14 protein-coding genes are annotated in these 14,592 nt (G+C 63.8%); 4 read left to right on the top strand and 10 right to left on the bottom strand.

Going from position 1 to position 14,592, the window contains the following annotated elements; translation table 11 throughout:
* Positions 1-4 precede the first annotated feature (4 nt).
* From QAZ22_RS01990 to QAZ22_RS01980, 3 genes are read right to left on the bottom strand one after another with little or no spacing between them, the layout of a single operon-like run.
* On the bottom strand, positions 5-1,135 hold the full coding sequence (locus tag QAZ22_RS01990) for a carnitine 3-dehydrogenase (RefSeq protein WP_278205311.1): 1,131 nt from the start codon (positions 1,133-1,135) through the stop codon (positions 5-7).
* A gap of 2 nt (positions 1,136-1,137) precedes the next feature.
* Positions 1,138-1,761: an HD domain-containing protein gene (locus QAZ22_RS01985; RefSeq protein ID WP_278205310.1), complete on the bottom strand. Its 624-nt coding sequence runs from the start codon at positions 1,759-1,761 to the stop codon at positions 1,138-1,140.
* Between the two features lie 16 nt (positions 1,762-1,777).
* Complete coding sequence (locus QAZ22_RS01980; protein WP_066996067.1) at positions 1,778-2,695, bottom strand: 3-keto-5-aminohexanoate cleavage protein; 918 nt, start codon at positions 2,693-2,695, stop codon at positions 1,778-1,780.
* Positions 2,696-2,831: 136 nt separating this feature from the next.
* Between QAZ22_RS01980 and QAZ22_RS01975 the strand changes: the two genes are divergently transcribed.
* The gene (locus tag QAZ22_RS01975; RefSeq protein WP_278205309.1) at positions 2,832-3,812 is read left to right on the top strand and encodes a GlxA family transcriptional regulator; all 981 of its coding nucleotides are present in this window, start codon (positions 2,832-2,834) and stop codon (positions 3,810-3,812) included.
* Between the two features lie 124 nt (positions 3,813-3,936).
* Here QAZ22_RS01975 and QAZ22_RS01970 read toward each other — a convergent pair whose 3' ends face one another.
* The 3 genes from QAZ22_RS01970 to QAZ22_RS01960 all read right to left on the bottom strand — a co-directional run bounded on the left by QAZ22_RS01970 (position 3,937) and on the right by QAZ22_RS01960 (position 5,667).
* Entirely contained in the window at positions 3,937-4,395 is a 459-nt protein-coding gene (locus tag QAZ22_RS01970) for a cupin domain-containing protein (RefSeq protein ID WP_278205308.1), read from the bottom strand.
* A gap of 216 nt (positions 4,396-4,611) precedes the next feature.
* Positions 4,612-5,373, bottom strand: a complete 762-nt coding sequence (locus tag QAZ22_RS01965; protein ID WP_347566932.1) for a TIGR01458 family HAD-type hydrolase — start codon at positions 5,371-5,373, stop codon at positions 4,612-4,614.
* Between the two features lie 90 nt (positions 5,374-5,463).
* Complete coding sequence (locus QAZ22_RS01960) at positions 5,464-5,667, bottom strand: hypothetical protein (protein WP_278075098.1); 204 nt, start codon at positions 5,665-5,667, stop codon at positions 5,464-5,466.
* A 441-nt stretch (positions 5,668-6,108) separates the two neighbouring features.
* Here QAZ22_RS01960 and QAZ22_RS01955 point away from each other — a divergent pair, with 441 nt between their 5' ends.
* Both QAZ22_RS01955 and QAZ22_RS01950 read left to right on the top strand, forming a co-directional pair.
* On the top strand, positions 6,109-6,426 hold the full coding sequence (locus QAZ22_RS01955; protein WP_278205305.1) for a hypothetical protein: 318 nt from the start codon (positions 6,109-6,111) through the stop codon (positions 6,424-6,426).
* Between the two features lie 9 nt (positions 6,427-6,435).
* Positions 6,436-8,883, top strand: a complete 2,448-nt coding sequence (locus QAZ22_RS01950; RefSeq protein ID WP_278205304.1) for a tetratricopeptide repeat protein — start codon at positions 6,436-6,438, stop codon at positions 8,881-8,883.
* A gap of 35 nt (positions 8,884-8,918) precedes the next feature.
* On the opposite strand, the gene xylA is transcribed toward QAZ22_RS01950, so the two are convergent.
* Positions 8,919-10,244: a xylose isomerase gene (gene xylA, locus QAZ22_RS01945; RefSeq protein WP_278205303.1), complete on the bottom strand. Its 1,326-nt coding sequence runs from the start codon at positions 10,242-10,244 to the stop codon at positions 8,919-8,921.
* Positions 10,245-10,355: 111 nt separating this feature from the next.
* Between xylA and QAZ22_RS01940 the strand changes: the two genes are divergently transcribed.
* Complete coding sequence (locus QAZ22_RS01940; RefSeq protein WP_278205302.1) at positions 10,356-10,718, top strand: nuclear transport factor 2 family protein; 363 nt, start codon at positions 10,356-10,358, stop codon at positions 10,716-10,718.
* A gap of 194 nt (positions 10,719-10,912) precedes the next feature.
* Here the strand turns inward: QAZ22_RS01940 and xylB are convergent, their stop codons facing one another.
* The 3 genes from xylB to QAZ22_RS01925 all read right to left on the bottom strand — a co-directional run bounded on the left by xylB (position 10,913) and on the right by QAZ22_RS01925 (position 14,509).
* Positions 10,913-12,367, bottom strand: coding sequence for a xylulokinase (gene xylB / locus QAZ22_RS01935; RefSeq protein WP_278205299.1), 1,455 nt, complete (start codon positions 12,365-12,367; stop codon positions 10,913-10,915).
* Positions 12,368-12,449: 82 nt separating this feature from the next.
* Entirely contained in the window at positions 12,450-13,775 is a 1,326-nt protein-coding gene (locus tag QAZ22_RS01930) for a tetratricopeptide repeat protein (protein WP_278205297.1), read from the bottom strand.
* Between the two features lie 110 nt (positions 13,776-13,885).
* Positions 13,886-14,509 (bottom strand): LysE family translocator, encoded by a 624-nt coding sequence (locus QAZ22_RS01925; protein ID WP_278205296.1) that lies wholly within the window; start codon positions 14,507-14,509, stop codon positions 13,886-13,888.
* Between the last annotated feature and the right edge of the window lie 83 nt (positions 14,510-14,592).

The raw sequence follows: 14,592 nt of genomic DNA, 5'->3' as shown, positions 1-14,592 counted from the left end.
CGCCTCAGCCCTTCTTCTTGCTCTTCTTCTTAGGCTTTTCGGCCTTGGCCGGCTTTTCAGCCTTTGCCGGCTTCGCCGCCTTCTTCGCCGGCTTGGCGGTCTTTGCCTTGTCGGCGGCCTTGGCAACCGGCTTCGCCGCCAGCTTGGCGAGCTGCCTGGTATAGTCCTTGTGCAGCGCGCCGGCACCCCAGCCCTTGCCCTTGTTCTGCTTCGACAGCGCTTCCATGATCGCGACCAGATTGTCGTCGCGGATCTTCTCCAGCTCGCGGATCGACAGGCCGTTGGCCTGCTCGTCCGACTGCGTGGCGATGAGATCGACCAATTCGTCGTTGAATTCCGGCACGTCCATCAGCTTGGTCCACGGCCATTTCAGGCAGGGCCCGAACTGCGCCATGAAGTGGCGCATGCCGGCCTCGCCGCCGGCGACGCGGTAAACCTGGAACATGCCCATCTGCGCCCAGCGCAGGCCGAAGGAATAGCGCATGATGTCGTCGAGTTCCTCGACGGTGCAGATGCCGTCCTTGACCAGCCACAACGCCTCGCGCCAGGCGGCCTCGAGCAGGCGGTCGCCGACGAAGGCCTCGATCTCCTTGCGCACCACCACCGGCTTCATGCCGATCGAGGCGTAGAGCTCCTTGGCGACCTCGATCGCCTCCGGGAAAGTCTGCTGGCCGCCGACGATCTCGACCAGCGGCAGCAGATAGACCGGATTGAACGGATGGCCGACGACCAGCCGCTCCGGATGCTTCTTCATCGCCACCTGCATGTCGGTCGGCTTGATGCCGGACGTCGAGGAACCAACGATGGCGTTGGCCGGCGCATGCTGGTCGATCTCGGCCAGCACCTTGTGCTTGAGGTCGAGCCGCTCCGGCACGCTTTCCTGGATGAAGTCGGCGTCGGCGACCGCCTCGGCGATCGTCTTGGCGAAGGTGAGCTTGCCTTCCTTGGGCAGGCCGCCGGGCAGCATCTGCTTGTAGGCGCGGCGCGCGCCTTTCATCACCTCGCTCACTTTGCGCGAAGCCTCGGGATCGGGGTCGAAGATCGCGACGTCGATGCCGTTCAAGAGCAGCCGCGCCACCCATCCGGCGCCGATGACGCCGCCGCCGATGGCTGCCGCCTTGTTGATGATGCTCATGCTCAGGCTCCGGTTCTCGTCTTGGCTGTTTCGGGATCGGTAAGCGGCACGCGCTCGCCGGCGCGGATCACCACCGGGTCGTAGGCCTTGCGCGCGAAGACTTCGAGCACGAAGGGCCGGAAGAAACTGATCGGCAGCGTGTCGTAGTCGGGATCGAAGCTCGACTGGTCCCAGCGCTCGCAGAACTGGTCGCAGTCGTCGAAATAGAGGTGGCCGGCAAAGCGGTCGCGCGCATGCCGGTTGCCGCCGAGATGATGCGCGTAATAGAGGCGCTGGAAATCGCCGTGCTTTTCCACCACCCAGGTGCATTGCTCGCGCACGAACGGCTTCAGGATCGTCGCGGCATATTCGTCGTGATTGTAGGGCGCATAGATGTCGCCGATGTCATGCAGAAGTGCGGCGACGATCCAGTCTATGTCGGCGCCGTCGCGCCAGGCGCGCGTCGCCGCCTGCAGCGAATGGCCGAGCCGGGTGATCTTGTAGCCGGACAGGCCCTCGTCGAGCTGCACGAGCGCATCGAGCAGCCGGTCGCCGGTCTTGGCGGCATAGTCGATCTCGTGCGCGGTCAGGAATTCATAATCTTCCTTGTCGCCGTCCTTCATCGCGGTGAATTTGACGGTAGCCATTTCAGAGCCCCTCAAATCACGCGGCGATCGGCGCCCGCTTGGTGAGGTTGAGCTTCTTGCGCACTTCCTCCGGCCCGAGCACGCGCGCGCCGAGATTGGAGACGATGCTCACGGCGCGCTCGACCAGCTGCGCGTTGGTCGCGAGCACGCCCTTGTCCAGCCAGAGATTGTCTTCCAGCCCGACGCGGACATTGCCGCCGGCAAGCACCGCGGCTGCCACATAGGCCATCTGGTTGCGGCCGATCGAGAAGGCGGACCAGTTCCAGGTCGACGGCACATTGTTGACCATCGCCATGAAGGTGTTGAGGTCGTCCGGCGCGCCCCACGGCACGCCCATGCAGAGCTGCACCAGCGCGTCGGGCTTCAGCACCTGCTCCTCGACAAGCTGTTTGGCGAACCACAGATGGCCGGTGTCGAAGGCCTCGATCTCCGGCTTGACGCCCAGCGCCGTCATCATGCCGCCCATGGCGCGCAGCATGCCGGGCGTGTTGGTCATGACATAGTCGGCCTCGGCGAAGTTCATCGTGCCGCAATCCAGCGTGCAGATCTCCGGCAGGCACTGACGCACATGTTCCATGCGGTTGGTGGCGCCGCCCATGTCGGTGCCTTTCTCGTTGAGCGGCAGCGGCGCCTCGGGCGAGCCGAACACCATATCGCCGCCCATGCCGGCGGTGAGGTTCAGCACGACGTCGACATTCGCCTCGCGGATGCGCTCCGTCACTTCGCGATAGAGATGCACGTCGCGCCTGGGCTTGCCGGTCTCCGGGTCGCGGACATGGCAGTGGACGATGGCGGCGCCCGCCTTGGCGGCTTCGATGGCCGAATCGGCGATCTGCTTGGGCGAGCGCGGCACATTCGGGCTGCGATCCTGCGTGCCGCCGGAACCGGTCACGGCACAGGTAATGAAGACCTCACGGTTCATCGCGAGTGGCATCGTCTTTCCTCCCAAATTCGATCAGCCATCCATGCCGAGCAAAAAGTCGGAAACCGGCTTTGCTGTGACGACATGGCCGAAGCTCGCCAAGAATGACCGACTTGCCGGAAACTGTTTTGCGTTTTACGAAGCTCTCATGATCAAAAGCGAAAAGCCGAGCATCTTTCGCTCCGAACGCGAAACGCTGAAGGTGACGTTCCTGGTGTTCTCGGGATCGTCCATCATGTGCGTGGCCTCGGCGGTCGACCCGCTGCGCGCCGCCAACCGCATTTCCGGCGAGACATTGTTCGACTTCAAGCTGGTCTCGGTCACCGGCGAGGCCCCGGTGACCACCTGCGGCCTGCCGGTCGCCGTCAGCGGCCGCTTCGACGCGGCCGAGCCGACCGACATGCTGGTCGTCGTCGCCGGCTTCGGCACGCAGAACTACGCGACGTCGGCGCTGCTTGCCGGTTTGCGCAGGGCAGCGCGTGCGGCCCGCGCCTGCGGCGGCGTCGAGGCCGGCACCTGGCTGGTGGCGCGCGCCGGGCTGCTCGAAGGCCGCAGCGCCACCACCCATTGGGAAGACATGGAGGATTTCTCCGCCGCCTTTCCCGGCGTCGACGTGCGGCCGGACCGCTATGTCATCGACGGTCCGGTCTTCACCTCGGGCGGCGCCTCGCCGACCTTCGACCTGATGCTGCATCTCGTCCGCACCCGGCTCGGCATGGCCGCCGCGCTCGATGTGGCAAGCGTCTTCATCTACGACCAGGCGCGCGCCGCGACCGACGCGCAGCCGCTGGTCTCGCTCGGCCGGCTCGACGGCTACGATCCGCGCCTGGCGCAGGCGATCCGCCTGATGGAAGCGCATGTCGACCAGCCGCTGACCATCGACGCGGTGGCGAAGCGCGCCGGCGTAACGGCGCGGACGCTGGAAAGCATCTTTCGCAAGTCGATCGGCGAGACGCCCGGCGCCTACTATCTGCGGCTGCGCCTCAGCGCAGCCCGCCGGCTGGTCGTCGACACCCGCATCGCGATGGCCGACATTGCCGGGCGTACCGGCTTCTCTTCCGCCGCGGCATTTTCCAGGGCATTTTCCAAGGCATTCGGCGAGGCGCCGGTCAGGCTGCGGCGCGGCTAGAGCAATTCCAGGAAAAGTGTGAAGCGGTTTTCCGTCCGGAATTGCGTGAAAACAAAGAGATAGAGTGGTTCGCCGTTTCCGTGAAACGGTGAACCGCTCTAGGGCAATTCCAGCGTGAAAGCATTCACAAGCGCGCTCCGTCCTTACGGCTGTAGTGGACGCCGGTCTCGTCGGCAACGGCGACAAGATCGACGTCGGAAAAGTGCGCGCGTTCCCGCTGTGTGCGCGTCCCCACTTCAAGATAGATAGCGTCGTTGCCGGAGCGGTTGACCAAATGGTGGCCGTTGGCGACGCCCGCCTTGAAGCCGCCCGCGTCGCCCGGCCGCAGCACGGTCTCGCCTTCGTCCTCCACCAGCGTCAGTTCCCCTTCCATGACAAAGACGAACTCGTCCTGATTCTCGTGCCAATGGCGCAGCGATGAGTAGGCGCCGGGTGCGAGCTTCGCCAGGTTGACGCCGAACTGGGTCAGGCCGGCTTCATCGCCGAGACGCTTGCGCGAACGACCTGCGACCAGCTTGTCGTACGGCGGCGGGTAACTGCCGCGCGCGACGAACGGCAGAGCGTTGACGTTGATCTTCGGCATGATCTCACTTCCTTTCGACTATTGTGGCGGTTCCCATGCCGCCGCCGATGCGAGCGCGGAGGGCGCGCTCGCCGGACATAACGGAAAAAGGAAAGCCGATTGCGCAGGTTCGCTCCCCGCGAGCCCGCTGAGGAACCCTGAACGGGAATCAACCGCCGGTCCATCAGGCCACAGCACCCATCAGACGAAACTCAAAGCGCGCCGAGCGGATCCGTTTCAGCCCGGCGCGCCTTTAAGTATCCATTCGGTTGCAGCGGTGAGATCGTCTACCAGCGCCGTCGGTGCTGGATCGAAGCGCGTTTCATCGCCTGGGCGGAACTTGCCCGTCCGCACGAGCAGCGCCGCGCCAAGCCCCGCGCTGAGCGCGCCGGCGACATCGCTTTCGGCATCGTCGCCGACCATCACCGCATCGGCAGCCGGACAGTTCAGACCGGCGAGCGCCGAGTGGAAGAAATCCGCTGACGGCTTGCCGAGCACGACGGGGCTTCGGCCGCTGGCGAATTCCAGCGCCGCGACGAAGGCGCCGGTATCGAGGCTGAGCAGGCCGTCGGCATCCTTGAAGGTGCGGTTGATGGCAAGCGCAAGAAAATCGGCGCCGGCGACCAGCTCGCGGAAAGCCCGGTTGAGGCTGGCATGGTCGAAGGCCTCGCCGGCATCGCCGATGACGACAGCGCGTCCGCTCCCGGCCTTCAGCCGGGAAAACTCGACCTCGAGGTCGGGATGGACGAGCAGGTGCGGCTGGCGGCCATGCTCGCGCAGCCATTCGACCGCCGCGCGCGCCGGCGTCAGCAATTCTTCGTCGGCTACCTCGATGCCCATGGCTGCAAGCTGCGCGATGATTGCGCTGCGGGGCGAGCGTGTCGTGTTGCTGACGAAGCGGAGCGGCAATTGAGCGTCGCGCAGACGCCCGATGGCCGCGACAGCGCCCGTAATCGGGGTGTCGCCATCATAGACGACACCCAGAAGATCGAGCAGCACCGCGCGTATCATCGATGCAGGATGGAGAAACCGTCTCCGTTCGTCAAATTGCGGAAGAATGAGGTCACTGAAGAATCAGTCACCGAAGAATCAGGCTGCGTCGCGGCCTTCGCGGACAATGCGCGAGCGCATGCTCTTGGCCAGCGCCGTTTCGAGCCGCGCGGCGACCGCGCGATCCCATTCATTTGTCTTGCGGGCGCCGTCCTTCGAATGCGGCAGCGCCATCAGCCGATCGATGATCGAGCCAGCCTCGCTGGGAGAGAGCAGGGCGTCGATTTCGCGTTCGTGCTGCATACGTTTCGCCTCCTTCTTTCCTTCCCGCCACGTCCCCACAATATAGGAAGTCCGTGACGGCTGTTTGAAGGCAAGAGCGGGGCGATTGAGAGGCAGTGCGGGGCAAGACCTTGTCGTCTAGGCTTGCCCCGCGTGGAAAGGCGCTTCGTGCACCGACTGTGTCAAAGCTGACGGTGCCACTAGTCGCTTCTTAACTGGACAGCGGTGCGGCGCTCATGGTGATTCTGCCCTCTGTTGTCACCTGTATGCTTAGGCTGGACAGACCAGTGGAAGGCAGAGGCGGCAATCTTCAGCCATGTGCAGCAAGATCGTGTGCAATACTTCGCGCCGCGACAACCCGGCTTGATCGCCGAAATTTCTGATATTTTGTAATGTGCTTCACAGACCCCCAGTGTATTCTTCGCATAGCGGAGCCTATTGGGGTTGACATAGGAGCGGACTATGGATGCCGCAGTGCTGAAGGCTGTTGGGCAAGTAGCCGGAATCGGCGGTCTCGCTTTGGGGGTATTCCTTATCCTTTTCCGCGAGATTATCCGTAAGAAAATCTTCCCCAAGCTCCCACCTGCCGAAGCCTATAGGCTTCTGAGGCTGATCGTTATCGCGGTGTGGTCGGTGGCTGTTGTGGGCGTCGCTGCTTGGGTCTACTCCAGCCAAGGATTGGCAAAAGCAGCGTCTGCTGATCACGGCAGCGTTGCCATAGGCGGTGATGTATCTGGATCCACGGTTGAAAATAAGGGTAGCGGCGACACGACAAAGTAGGGCATCGCCATGCGGATCACCGTCACAGCCATTACTGTCGCCCTGGCATTCTCAGTCGAGGGGTGGATGCCGACCTCGGCTGAGGCGCTCGGCGACACGGAGGCTCAGAACTGCGCAGTCGCGATTGCCGGTTCGGTCAACACCAGCCAGATTTCCAATGTCTGCGGTGTCCCGCCGGAAGTCTTGGCGGCGATCGTCAACGAGTTCTCGGAAGCCAGGAAGGCCTATCAGGATACGAACAAGACGCTTCAGGAACTGGCCGACGAGCGCAGGCAGACTGTCGACAATGTCCGGCAAGCGCTCGATCTGACGAACGGCCAGATACGGGCCGCTTTCGAAATCCTGGGGGAGACGAACGTCCCTTCCGAGCAGCTGGCGGGCAAATTGGTCGAGATCGCAACAAAGTTCAAAGACCTCCAATCGATAGCGGCAGCGCAGCCGGGCGACACTGCTGAAATCATCTCGCTTAAGGGGCGGGCCGAGGCTGCGACCAAGGCAGGCGAACTCGACAAAGCAGACGCCCTGCTTGCCGAGATCGACAACAAGCAAGCTTTGGCTCAAGACAAGCTTGCTACAAACCGAGCAGCCACGCTTGCCAACCGAGGCGACCTGGCACTTGGTCGTCTGCGCTACCCCGATGCGGCGAAGCACTTCGCGAATGCGGCGAACACAGTTCCAAAGGGAGAAGCTTATTCAGAACTCCGGCGTGAATATCTTCGGCAAGAAGCTTCGGCGTGGTATCACCAGGGCGACGAGTATGGAGACAACTCGGCGGCTGAGACGGCTGTTGCACGAGAAAGGCGTCTACTAGACATCACTCCAAGATCGGAATTGCCGCTCGACTGGGCAACAACGCAGAACGATCTTGGGGCGTCGCTATTCGCCCTTGCCGAACGGGAGGGTGATACCGCACACCTGGAGGAGGCCGTGGTTGCCTACCGGGCGGCGCTGGAAGAAAGGACCCGCGAACGCGTTCCGTTTGACTGGGCACAGACGCAGAGCAATCTCGGGATCGCATCCTGGGCGATCGGCGAGCACAGCGGCGGGACAGACCGTCTAGAGGAAGCGGTTGTTGCATTCCGGGCAGCGCTGGAGGTGCAAACGCGGGAGCGGGCGCCATTTGCCTGGGCGCAGACACAAAACAATCTCAGCGTTGTGCTTCGAAGCCTTGGTGCGCGCGAAAGCGGTACGGCGAACTTGGAACAGGCAGTTGCTGCCTCCCGCGCGGCGCTGCAGGAATGGACCCGCGAGCGGACGCCTCTGGACTGGGCGAGGGCCGAGGACAATCTCGCATTGACGTATTGGGTGCTCGGTGAACGCGAGAACGATGCGGTTCGTCTTAAAGAAGCGATCTCGGCGTTCAATGAAGTGTTAGGGGAATGGACACCTGAACGCGTTCCCATCCGCTGGGGTGCCGCGCAGAGTAGCCTCGGCAATGCGCTTCGAGCGCTAGGTCAGGTGGACGACAACGCAGCAAGCCTCGAGGCGGCGGTCAGTGCCTACCGGGCGGCGCTGCAGGAGTTGACCCGAGAACGAGCGCCGTTCGACTGGGCGACCACACAGAACAACCTTGGCAGCGCGCTTTTGTCACTCAGCAATCACGAAGCCGGCACATCTCGACTCGATGAGGCTATCACCGCCTTTAACGCATCGCTGGAAGAGTGGACCCGGGAGCGGGAACCCCTGCGATGGGCAATGGCTCGGTTCAACATCGCAAACGCGCTGGTGGCTTTGGGCCGACGCCAACAAGACATGGCGCATGTTGAGGAGGCGATCCCGATATTCCGCGAGGTTCTGGAGGAGTGGACGCGAGAACGCGTACCGCTCGACTGGGCTCGGGCCCAAACTGGTCTCGGCGGAGCGCTCGCCATTTTCGATGCGCACGGAAATGGTACAGCCCTGCTGCAGGAGGCGATCGCCGCATACCAATCGGCGTCGGAGGAAGCAACCCGCGAACGGGCGCCGTTCGAATGGGCGCTAGCACAGGCGGCTCTTGGCGATGCACTTTGGATGTATGCAAAGCGGACGAAGGGACCAGAAAGTCTCGAGCGCGGAAAAGCGGCACTCGAGGCTTGGCGAAATAGTCAATTGGTGTTCACCCGCGAGCATCAACCGGAGCGGTGGGCGAATACGCAAAATTCGATCGGGTACGGGTTGGTTATTATTGGCGAATGGGAAAACGATGGTGCCCGATTCGCAGAAGCGGTCCCGGTCCTACGTCAGGCACTCGCAGTTCAACAGAAGCTGCAAGCAACTATGAGTGTCGCGTTCACGTCCGACAGCCTATGCCGCGCGCTGCTGGACATAGGCGATCGAAGCAAGGACCGCTCTCTCCTCCTGGAGGCCAGGCAACTTTGCGAGGATTCAGTCAACGCAAGGAAAGGCGCCGGCGCCGACATAGCCGAGACCGACGCCAATCTGGCGGCAATCGCTGCCGCGCTCAAGGCGCTGCCCTGAGCTCTTGGCCAAATGCAAAAGCGCTCCCGCCGATATCACACGTATCTGTTGACGATGTTTTCCAGCAGCTCCTGCCGGCCGGAGCGCGGCTGCGGCTCGATCTTCTTCTTCACCACCCGCTCGGCGATCTCTTCCAGCGTGCGCTTGCCGGACAGCATCGCCTTGCCTTCGGCGGTGTTCCAGCCGGCATAGCGCTCGGCGAGCGGTGCGGACAGCGCCTTGTCCTCGATCATTTTGGCTGCAGCCTTGAGGCCGCGCGCGCAAGAATCCATGCCGCCGATATGGCCGATCAAAAGATCCTCCGGGTCGAGCGACTGGCGCCTGAGCTTGGCGTCGAAATTGGTGCCGCCGCTCTTGAAGCCGCCGCCCTGCAGGATCTGGTAATAGGCCAAAGCCATTTCCGGCACATTGTTGGGGAACTGATCGGTATCCCAGCCCGACTGGTAGTCGTTGCGGTTCATGTCGATGGAGCCGAAGATGCCGAGCGCGTTGGCCAAAGCCAGCTCATGCTCGAAGGAATGGCCGGCGAGGATGGCGTGGCCCTGCTCGATGTTGAGCTTGACCTCCTTCTCCAGCCCGAAGCGCTTGAGGAAGCCATAGACGGTCGCGACATCGTAATCGTACTGATGCTTTGTCGGCTCCTGCGGCTTCGGCTCGATCAGGATCGTGCCCTTGAAGCCTATTCTGTGCTTGTAGTCGACGACGAGGTTGAGGAAGCGGCCGGCCTGTTCCTGCTCGCGGGCGAGGTCGGTGTTGAGCAGCGTCTCATAGCCCTCGCGCCCGCCCCACAGCACGTAGTTCTCGCCCTTGAGCTTCTTGGTGACGTCGATGCACTTCTTCACCGTCGCCGCCGCATAGGCGAACACGTCCGGGTCGGGATTGGTGGCCGCACCTGACATGAAGCGGCGGTGCGAGAAGAGGTTCGCCGTGCCCCAGAGCAGCTTGACGCCGGTCTTTTTCATCTTGTCGGCAAAGTAATCGGCGATCTCGTCGAGGCGCGCAGCGCTTTCGGAGAAATCCTTGCCTTCCGGGCGCACGTCGGCGTCGTGGAAGCAGAAATAGGGCGCGCCGAGCAGCGACAACATTTCGAAGGCGACGTCGGCCTTCAGCTTCGCCAGCTCCATCGTGTCGACGCCGCCGGGCTTGGCGAACCACGGCCGGTCGAAGGTCTGGCCGCCGAACGGGTCGCCGCCCTGCCAGGCGAAGGAATGCCAATAAGCGACGGCGAAGCGCAGATGGTCCTCCAGCCGCTTGCCGGCCACGACCTCGTCCGGGTTGTAGTACCGGTAGGCCAGCGGATTGGTCGAATCCGGCCCCTCATACTTGATCTTCTTGATGTCGCCGAAAAATCCGCTGCTCATGGTTTCCTTCCTCTCCGAATGCTTCGCCCGATTACCTCAGGCGTAATTGGTTTCGCTCTTTCGTCGGGCGAAAAGGGTCATGTCGAAACGATCCAACGAAGGATGAAGACGATGACCGACCTCAACACGATCGCCCGCAACTACATCACCGCCTGGAACGAGAGCGACGCGACGCGCCGCAAGGCTTTGCTGGAGGCTGCCTTCACCAGCGACGTCAGCTACCGCGACCCGGTCATGCAGGGCGATGGCCGTGATGGCATCGCCGCGCTGATCGATGGCGTCCAGCAGCGCTTTGCCGGCTTTCGTTTCTCGCTGAAAGGTGAGCCGGACGGTTTCGCCGACCGCATCCGCTTCTCGTGGAACCTCGGGCCGGAGGGCGCTGAGTCCGTCATCGAAGGCACCGATATCGGCGTCATCGAGAACGGCCGCCTGAAGAGCGTCACCGGCTTCCTCGACAAGGTGCCGGCCCAGTGAGGCCAACCGGGGAGGGGAGGCGCGAAGCACCCCCCTCTGGCCTGCCGGCCATCTCCCCCTCAAGGGGGGAGATTGGCTGTCATCTAGGATTTCGCCAATCTCCAACGCTGCAATAGTGAGCGAGGCGCCCGAGATGCCAATCTCCCCGCTTGCGGGGGAGATGCCCGGTAGGGCAGAGGGGGGTAAGCGCCCGCTCACGCGGTTACGCCCCGGATCGCCGGGTAGAGCGCGCGATAACGCTGATAGGCGTCCGCGAAGGCACCGTCGAGGCTGGCATCCGGTTCGATCGTGGCATCGGTAGCCGGCGCGGTGCAGACGACAAGCGGATCAGCGTCCGTCGCGGCGATCAGGCCGAGCCGCGCCGCGCCGAAAGCGGCGCCGAAATCGCCATCGGCCGGGATGTCGACCGGCACCTGTAGGGCCGTGGCGATCGCCTTCAGCCAGTAGCGCGAGCGCGAGCCGCCGCCGATCGCGGTCACCCGGGTCAGGGTCGTGCCGGCCGTCTTCAGCGCTTCGAGACTGTCGCGGAAGGCAAACGCCACGCCTTCGAGCACGGCCTGCGTCAGCGCGGCCCGGCTCGATTGATGCGCGAGGCCCGTAAATGATCCGCGGATAACGGAATCATTGTGCGGCGTCCGCTCGCCGGAGAGATAGGGCAGGAAGGAAACGCCCGTCGGCGCCTTGAGCTTGTCGCCGAGCTCGCCGGTCAGGTCGCCGGCGCTCTTTCCGGTGATCTCCGACAGCCAGTTGAGCGAATCGGTGGCCGACAGGATGACGCCCATCTGGTGCCAGGTGTTTGGCAGCGCATGGCAGAATGTGTGCACCGCGCTTTCCGGATTGGGCAGGTAGGAGGCGTTCGCCGCGAACAGCACGCCCGACGTGCCGAGCGAGACGAAAGCGTTACCGGCGCCGACCGTGCCCATGCCGCAGGCCGAGGCCGCATTGTCGCCGGCGCCGCCGGCAACCGGAATGCCTGAAGCAATGCCCCATTTCGAGGCGAGGTCGCCGCGCAAGGCGCCGGCCTTCGCCGTGCCTTCGACAAGCGACGGCATATGTTTCTCGTCGAGCGACGTCGCAGCGAGCAATTCGGACGACCAGCGGCGCTTGCCGACATCGAGCCAGGAGGTACCGGCCGAATCCGACATTTCGGAAATGTGCTCGCCGGTAAGCCAGAGCCTCAAGAAATCCTTGGGCAGGAGCACCCTGGCAACCTTGGCAAAGACAGCCGGTTCGTTGTTCTTCACCCAGGCGAGCTTCGGCGCGGTGAAGCCCGGAAAGACGATGTTGCCGGTTAGCTTGCGGAAGCGCGGGTCGGCATCGAGCGCGGCAGCCTCGACATGGCTGCGCGTGTCGTTCCACAGGATGCAGGGGCGAAGCACCTTGTCCGAGGCGTCGAGAAGGGTTGCGCCATGCATCTGGCCGGAGAGGCCGATGCCCTTGACCGCGGCAAGCTCGGTTGGATGGGAAGCCTTGAGCTCGGCGATCGCCGCCTCGCAGGCCTCGATCCAGTGCGCCGGGTCCTGCTCCGACCAACCGGGATGCGGCCGCGAGACCTCGAGCGAGCCATGGCCCGAGCCGATGGCCTTCTGGCGATCATCGATCAGCAGCGCCTTGACGCCCGATGTGCCCAGGTCGAGGCCGAGATACATGATGTCCTCCCATTGCCATTAATTTTTTCGGATCTCGAAAAAATCTGGCTTGGCCAGTTCTTATGCCAAGATCCGCCTCGGGTCAATTCTCTGACAAATCGGCCGCGCGGCGCGAGAACAGCGCCGACAGTGGGCTGTCCGGCCGCGCCAGCCGGCGCTCGGCGGTCAATGCCCGCGCCAACGCACCGTCACCGGCCCGAAGTGCGGCCTCGATCAGGGTCAGGTCGATCACGTCGCGCTGCGCGTGACTGCCGCCGAAGCGGTGGGCAATCGACCGGATCGGCCGGATCAGGCGCGCGGCTTCGCCATAGTTGCCCTCGCCGAACACCTTGATGGCAAGCGTCAGCGGGTGGCCGACGTCGCGCGTGAAGGCGGCGTTGTCGTCATTTTCGCGCATCGCCTCGCGCTGCGCTTCCAGCAAGGTCTGCGCCGGCGCGTCCAATCCGGCCCCGACAAAGGCCATCATCGCATGCGCGTCGTTGAAGGCATAATTGCCGGCGGCGGCCTTCGGCGCCCAGTTGGCGGCAAGTGCGGCCCAGCGGTCGCCGACGTCGACGCCGCCTAGATGGAGGCGCCACAGGATCGCGGAGGCATCGACCATGTTGAGCGCCAGCGTCGAGCGGTCGCCATAGATCGGCCCGTCATAAAGCGTCAGAACCGCGTCCGTCTCGCCGAGGTCATAGTGGAACAGCGCCAGGTGCCACCAATTGTGGATTTTCAGAAAGCTGTCCTTCGACCAAGCATCGGGGTTGGCGCGCATCCAGGCGATGCCGTCCCTTTGCCGGCTCTGCATTTCCATGACATGCGCGACCGCGTGCTGCGCCCAGCCGTCGCGCGGCTCGATCTCGATCGCCTGCCGGCCAAAACTTTCGGCGCGGGCATAGTCGCCCATTTCCTCCAGTCCGAAGGCCTGCATGCCGAGGATGGCATGGTAGCCCGGCATGCCCTTCTGCCAGGCCGGCAGCGCCCGGCCGATCCGGTCGCGCAGCATGCGCGCATTGCCGGTGAAGAAGTCGATCTGATGTCCCACCTGCAGCGCCAGCGCGTCGAGCGGATTGTCGATCGCGACATCCTCCAGGACGCGGGCGGCGTCGTGCCAGCGGCCCTCCGCGAGACGGCCAAGCGCCGCGACATGCGCCTGCTCGTGCGTGGTGCCGGCAAGCGGCAGCGCCGCCGCATGGCAGGATCGCGCGACTGCCATGGCCTCCCGCTCGGTGGCCAGCCCGAACAGGTAGCCCTTGAACACATGCGCCATCATGAAACCAGGATCGTCGGCGATGGCGCGGTCGATCGTGCCGACCGGGTCGCCGATGAAGCATTGCAGTTCATGGACGGCTCTGGCGTAGGACGAAAACCCCGCTTCGGTCGCGCCTGAATAAGCCAGGCCGAATGCGTCCTTCAGCGCCATTGAGTTGTCCTTCGGTGCTCTGCTGATCGGTATCCGATCCTAGAGCATCAAAAGCTGGTCCGCCAACCAAGACGGCAGCATCCCATCGAGAGGCGCCGCCGGGCCTGCCCTCAATTCCCCGAGCGCATCGCCACCGTGGCGATGCCGGCGCCAACCAGCAACGTTCCGCCGGTGCGGTTGAAGATGCGGATCGCCTTCGGATTGCGCACGATGGCGCGTGCCCGCGAGGCGACCAGGGCGTAGCCCAGGGCGTTGGTGAAGGCGAGCGCCAGGAAGGTCGTTTCGAAGATCAGCATCTGCGTCCAGAAATCGGCATGCCGGTCGAGGAACTGCGGCAGGAAGGCGACGAAGAAGGTGATGCTCTTCGGGTTGAGCGCCGTCACCAGCCAGGCATGCGCCATCATCCTTGCCGCCGACACCGCGTCGGTGCGCGGCTCGGCCTTCAGCGCGCCGCCGGCGCGGAAGAGCTTGATGCCGAGATAGACCAGATAGCCCGCGCCGATAATTTTGAGCACGGTGAACACGGTTGCCGATGCCGCAAGCAGCGCGCCGATACCCAGCATCGACAGCGTCATGGCGGTGAAGTCGCCGAGCGCGACGCCGACCGCCATCGGCAGCGCTGTGCGCCAGCCCTGGCCCAGCGCATAGGAGACGACCAAGAGGATCGTCGGGCCCGGGATGACGAGAAGGATGGTGGAGGCGGCGGCGAACGCAGCCCAGTTTTCGAAGGACATTTCCTCACTCCTTGAGCGCAAAGAACAGGATAAATCCTGGGGTCTTCGCGATTGTAAAGAGGTCATGGACAAAATCTTCGGTA

The organism is Mesorhizobium sp. WSM4906 (genome assembly GCF_029674625.1).
GTDB lineage: Bacteria > Pseudomonadota > Alphaproteobacteria > Rhizobiales > Rhizobiaceae > Mesorhizobium.
Note: the sequence above shows the minus strand (reverse complement) of the source record. Positions and strands in the feature narration are given on the sequence as shown.

Bases quoted from the DNA above. Each gene is read 5' to 3' on its own strand.
- QAZ22_RS01990 (WP_278205311.1), bottom strand. From the start codon at position 1,135: ATGAGCATCATCAACAAGGCGGCAGCCATCGGCGGCGGCGTCATCGGC.
- QAZ22_RS01985 (WP_278205310.1), bottom strand. From the start codon at position 1,761: ATGGCTACCGTCAAATTCACCGCGATGAAGGACGGCGACAAGGAAGAT.
- QAZ22_RS01980 (WP_066996067.1), bottom strand. From the start codon at position 2,695: ATGCCACTCGCGATGAACCGTGAGGTCTTCATTACCTGTGCCGTGACC.
- QAZ22_RS01975 (WP_278205309.1), top strand. From the start codon at position 2,832: ATGATCAAAAGCGAAAAGCCGAGCATCTTTCGCTCCGAACGCGAAACG.
- QAZ22_RS01970 (WP_278205308.1), bottom strand. From the start codon at position 4,395: ATGCCGAAGATCAACGTCAACGCTCTGCCGTTCGTCGCGCGCGGCAGT.
- QAZ22_RS01960 (WP_278075098.1), bottom strand. From the start codon at position 5,667: ATGCAGCACGAACGCGAAATCGACGCCCTGCTCTCTCCCAGCGAGGCT.
- QAZ22_RS01955 (WP_278205305.1), top strand. From the start codon at position 6,109: ATGGATGCCGCAGTGCTGAAGGCTGTTGGGCAAGTAGCCGGAATCGGC.
- QAZ22_RS01950 (WP_278205304.1), top strand. From the start codon at position 6,436: ATGCGGATCACCGTCACAGCCATTACTGTCGCCCTGGCATTCTCAGTC.
- xylA (WP_278205303.1), bottom strand. From the start codon at position 10,244: ATGAGCAGCGGATTTTTCGGCGACATCAAGAAGATCAAGTATGAGGGG.
- QAZ22_RS01940 (WP_278205302.1), top strand. From the start codon at position 10,356: ATGACCGACCTCAACACGATCGCCCGCAACTACATCACCGCCTGGAAC.
- xylB (WP_278205299.1), bottom strand. From the start codon at position 12,367: ATGTATCTCGGCCTCGACCTGGGCACATCGGGCGTCAAGGCGCTGCTG.
- QAZ22_RS01930 (WP_278205297.1), bottom strand. From the start codon at position 13,775: ATGGCGCTGAAGGACGCATTCGGCCTGGCTTATTCAGGCGCGACCGAA.
- QAZ22_RS01925 (WP_278205296.1), bottom strand. From the start codon at position 14,509: ATGTCCTTCGAAAACTGGGCTGCGTTCGCCGCCGCCTCCACCATCCTT.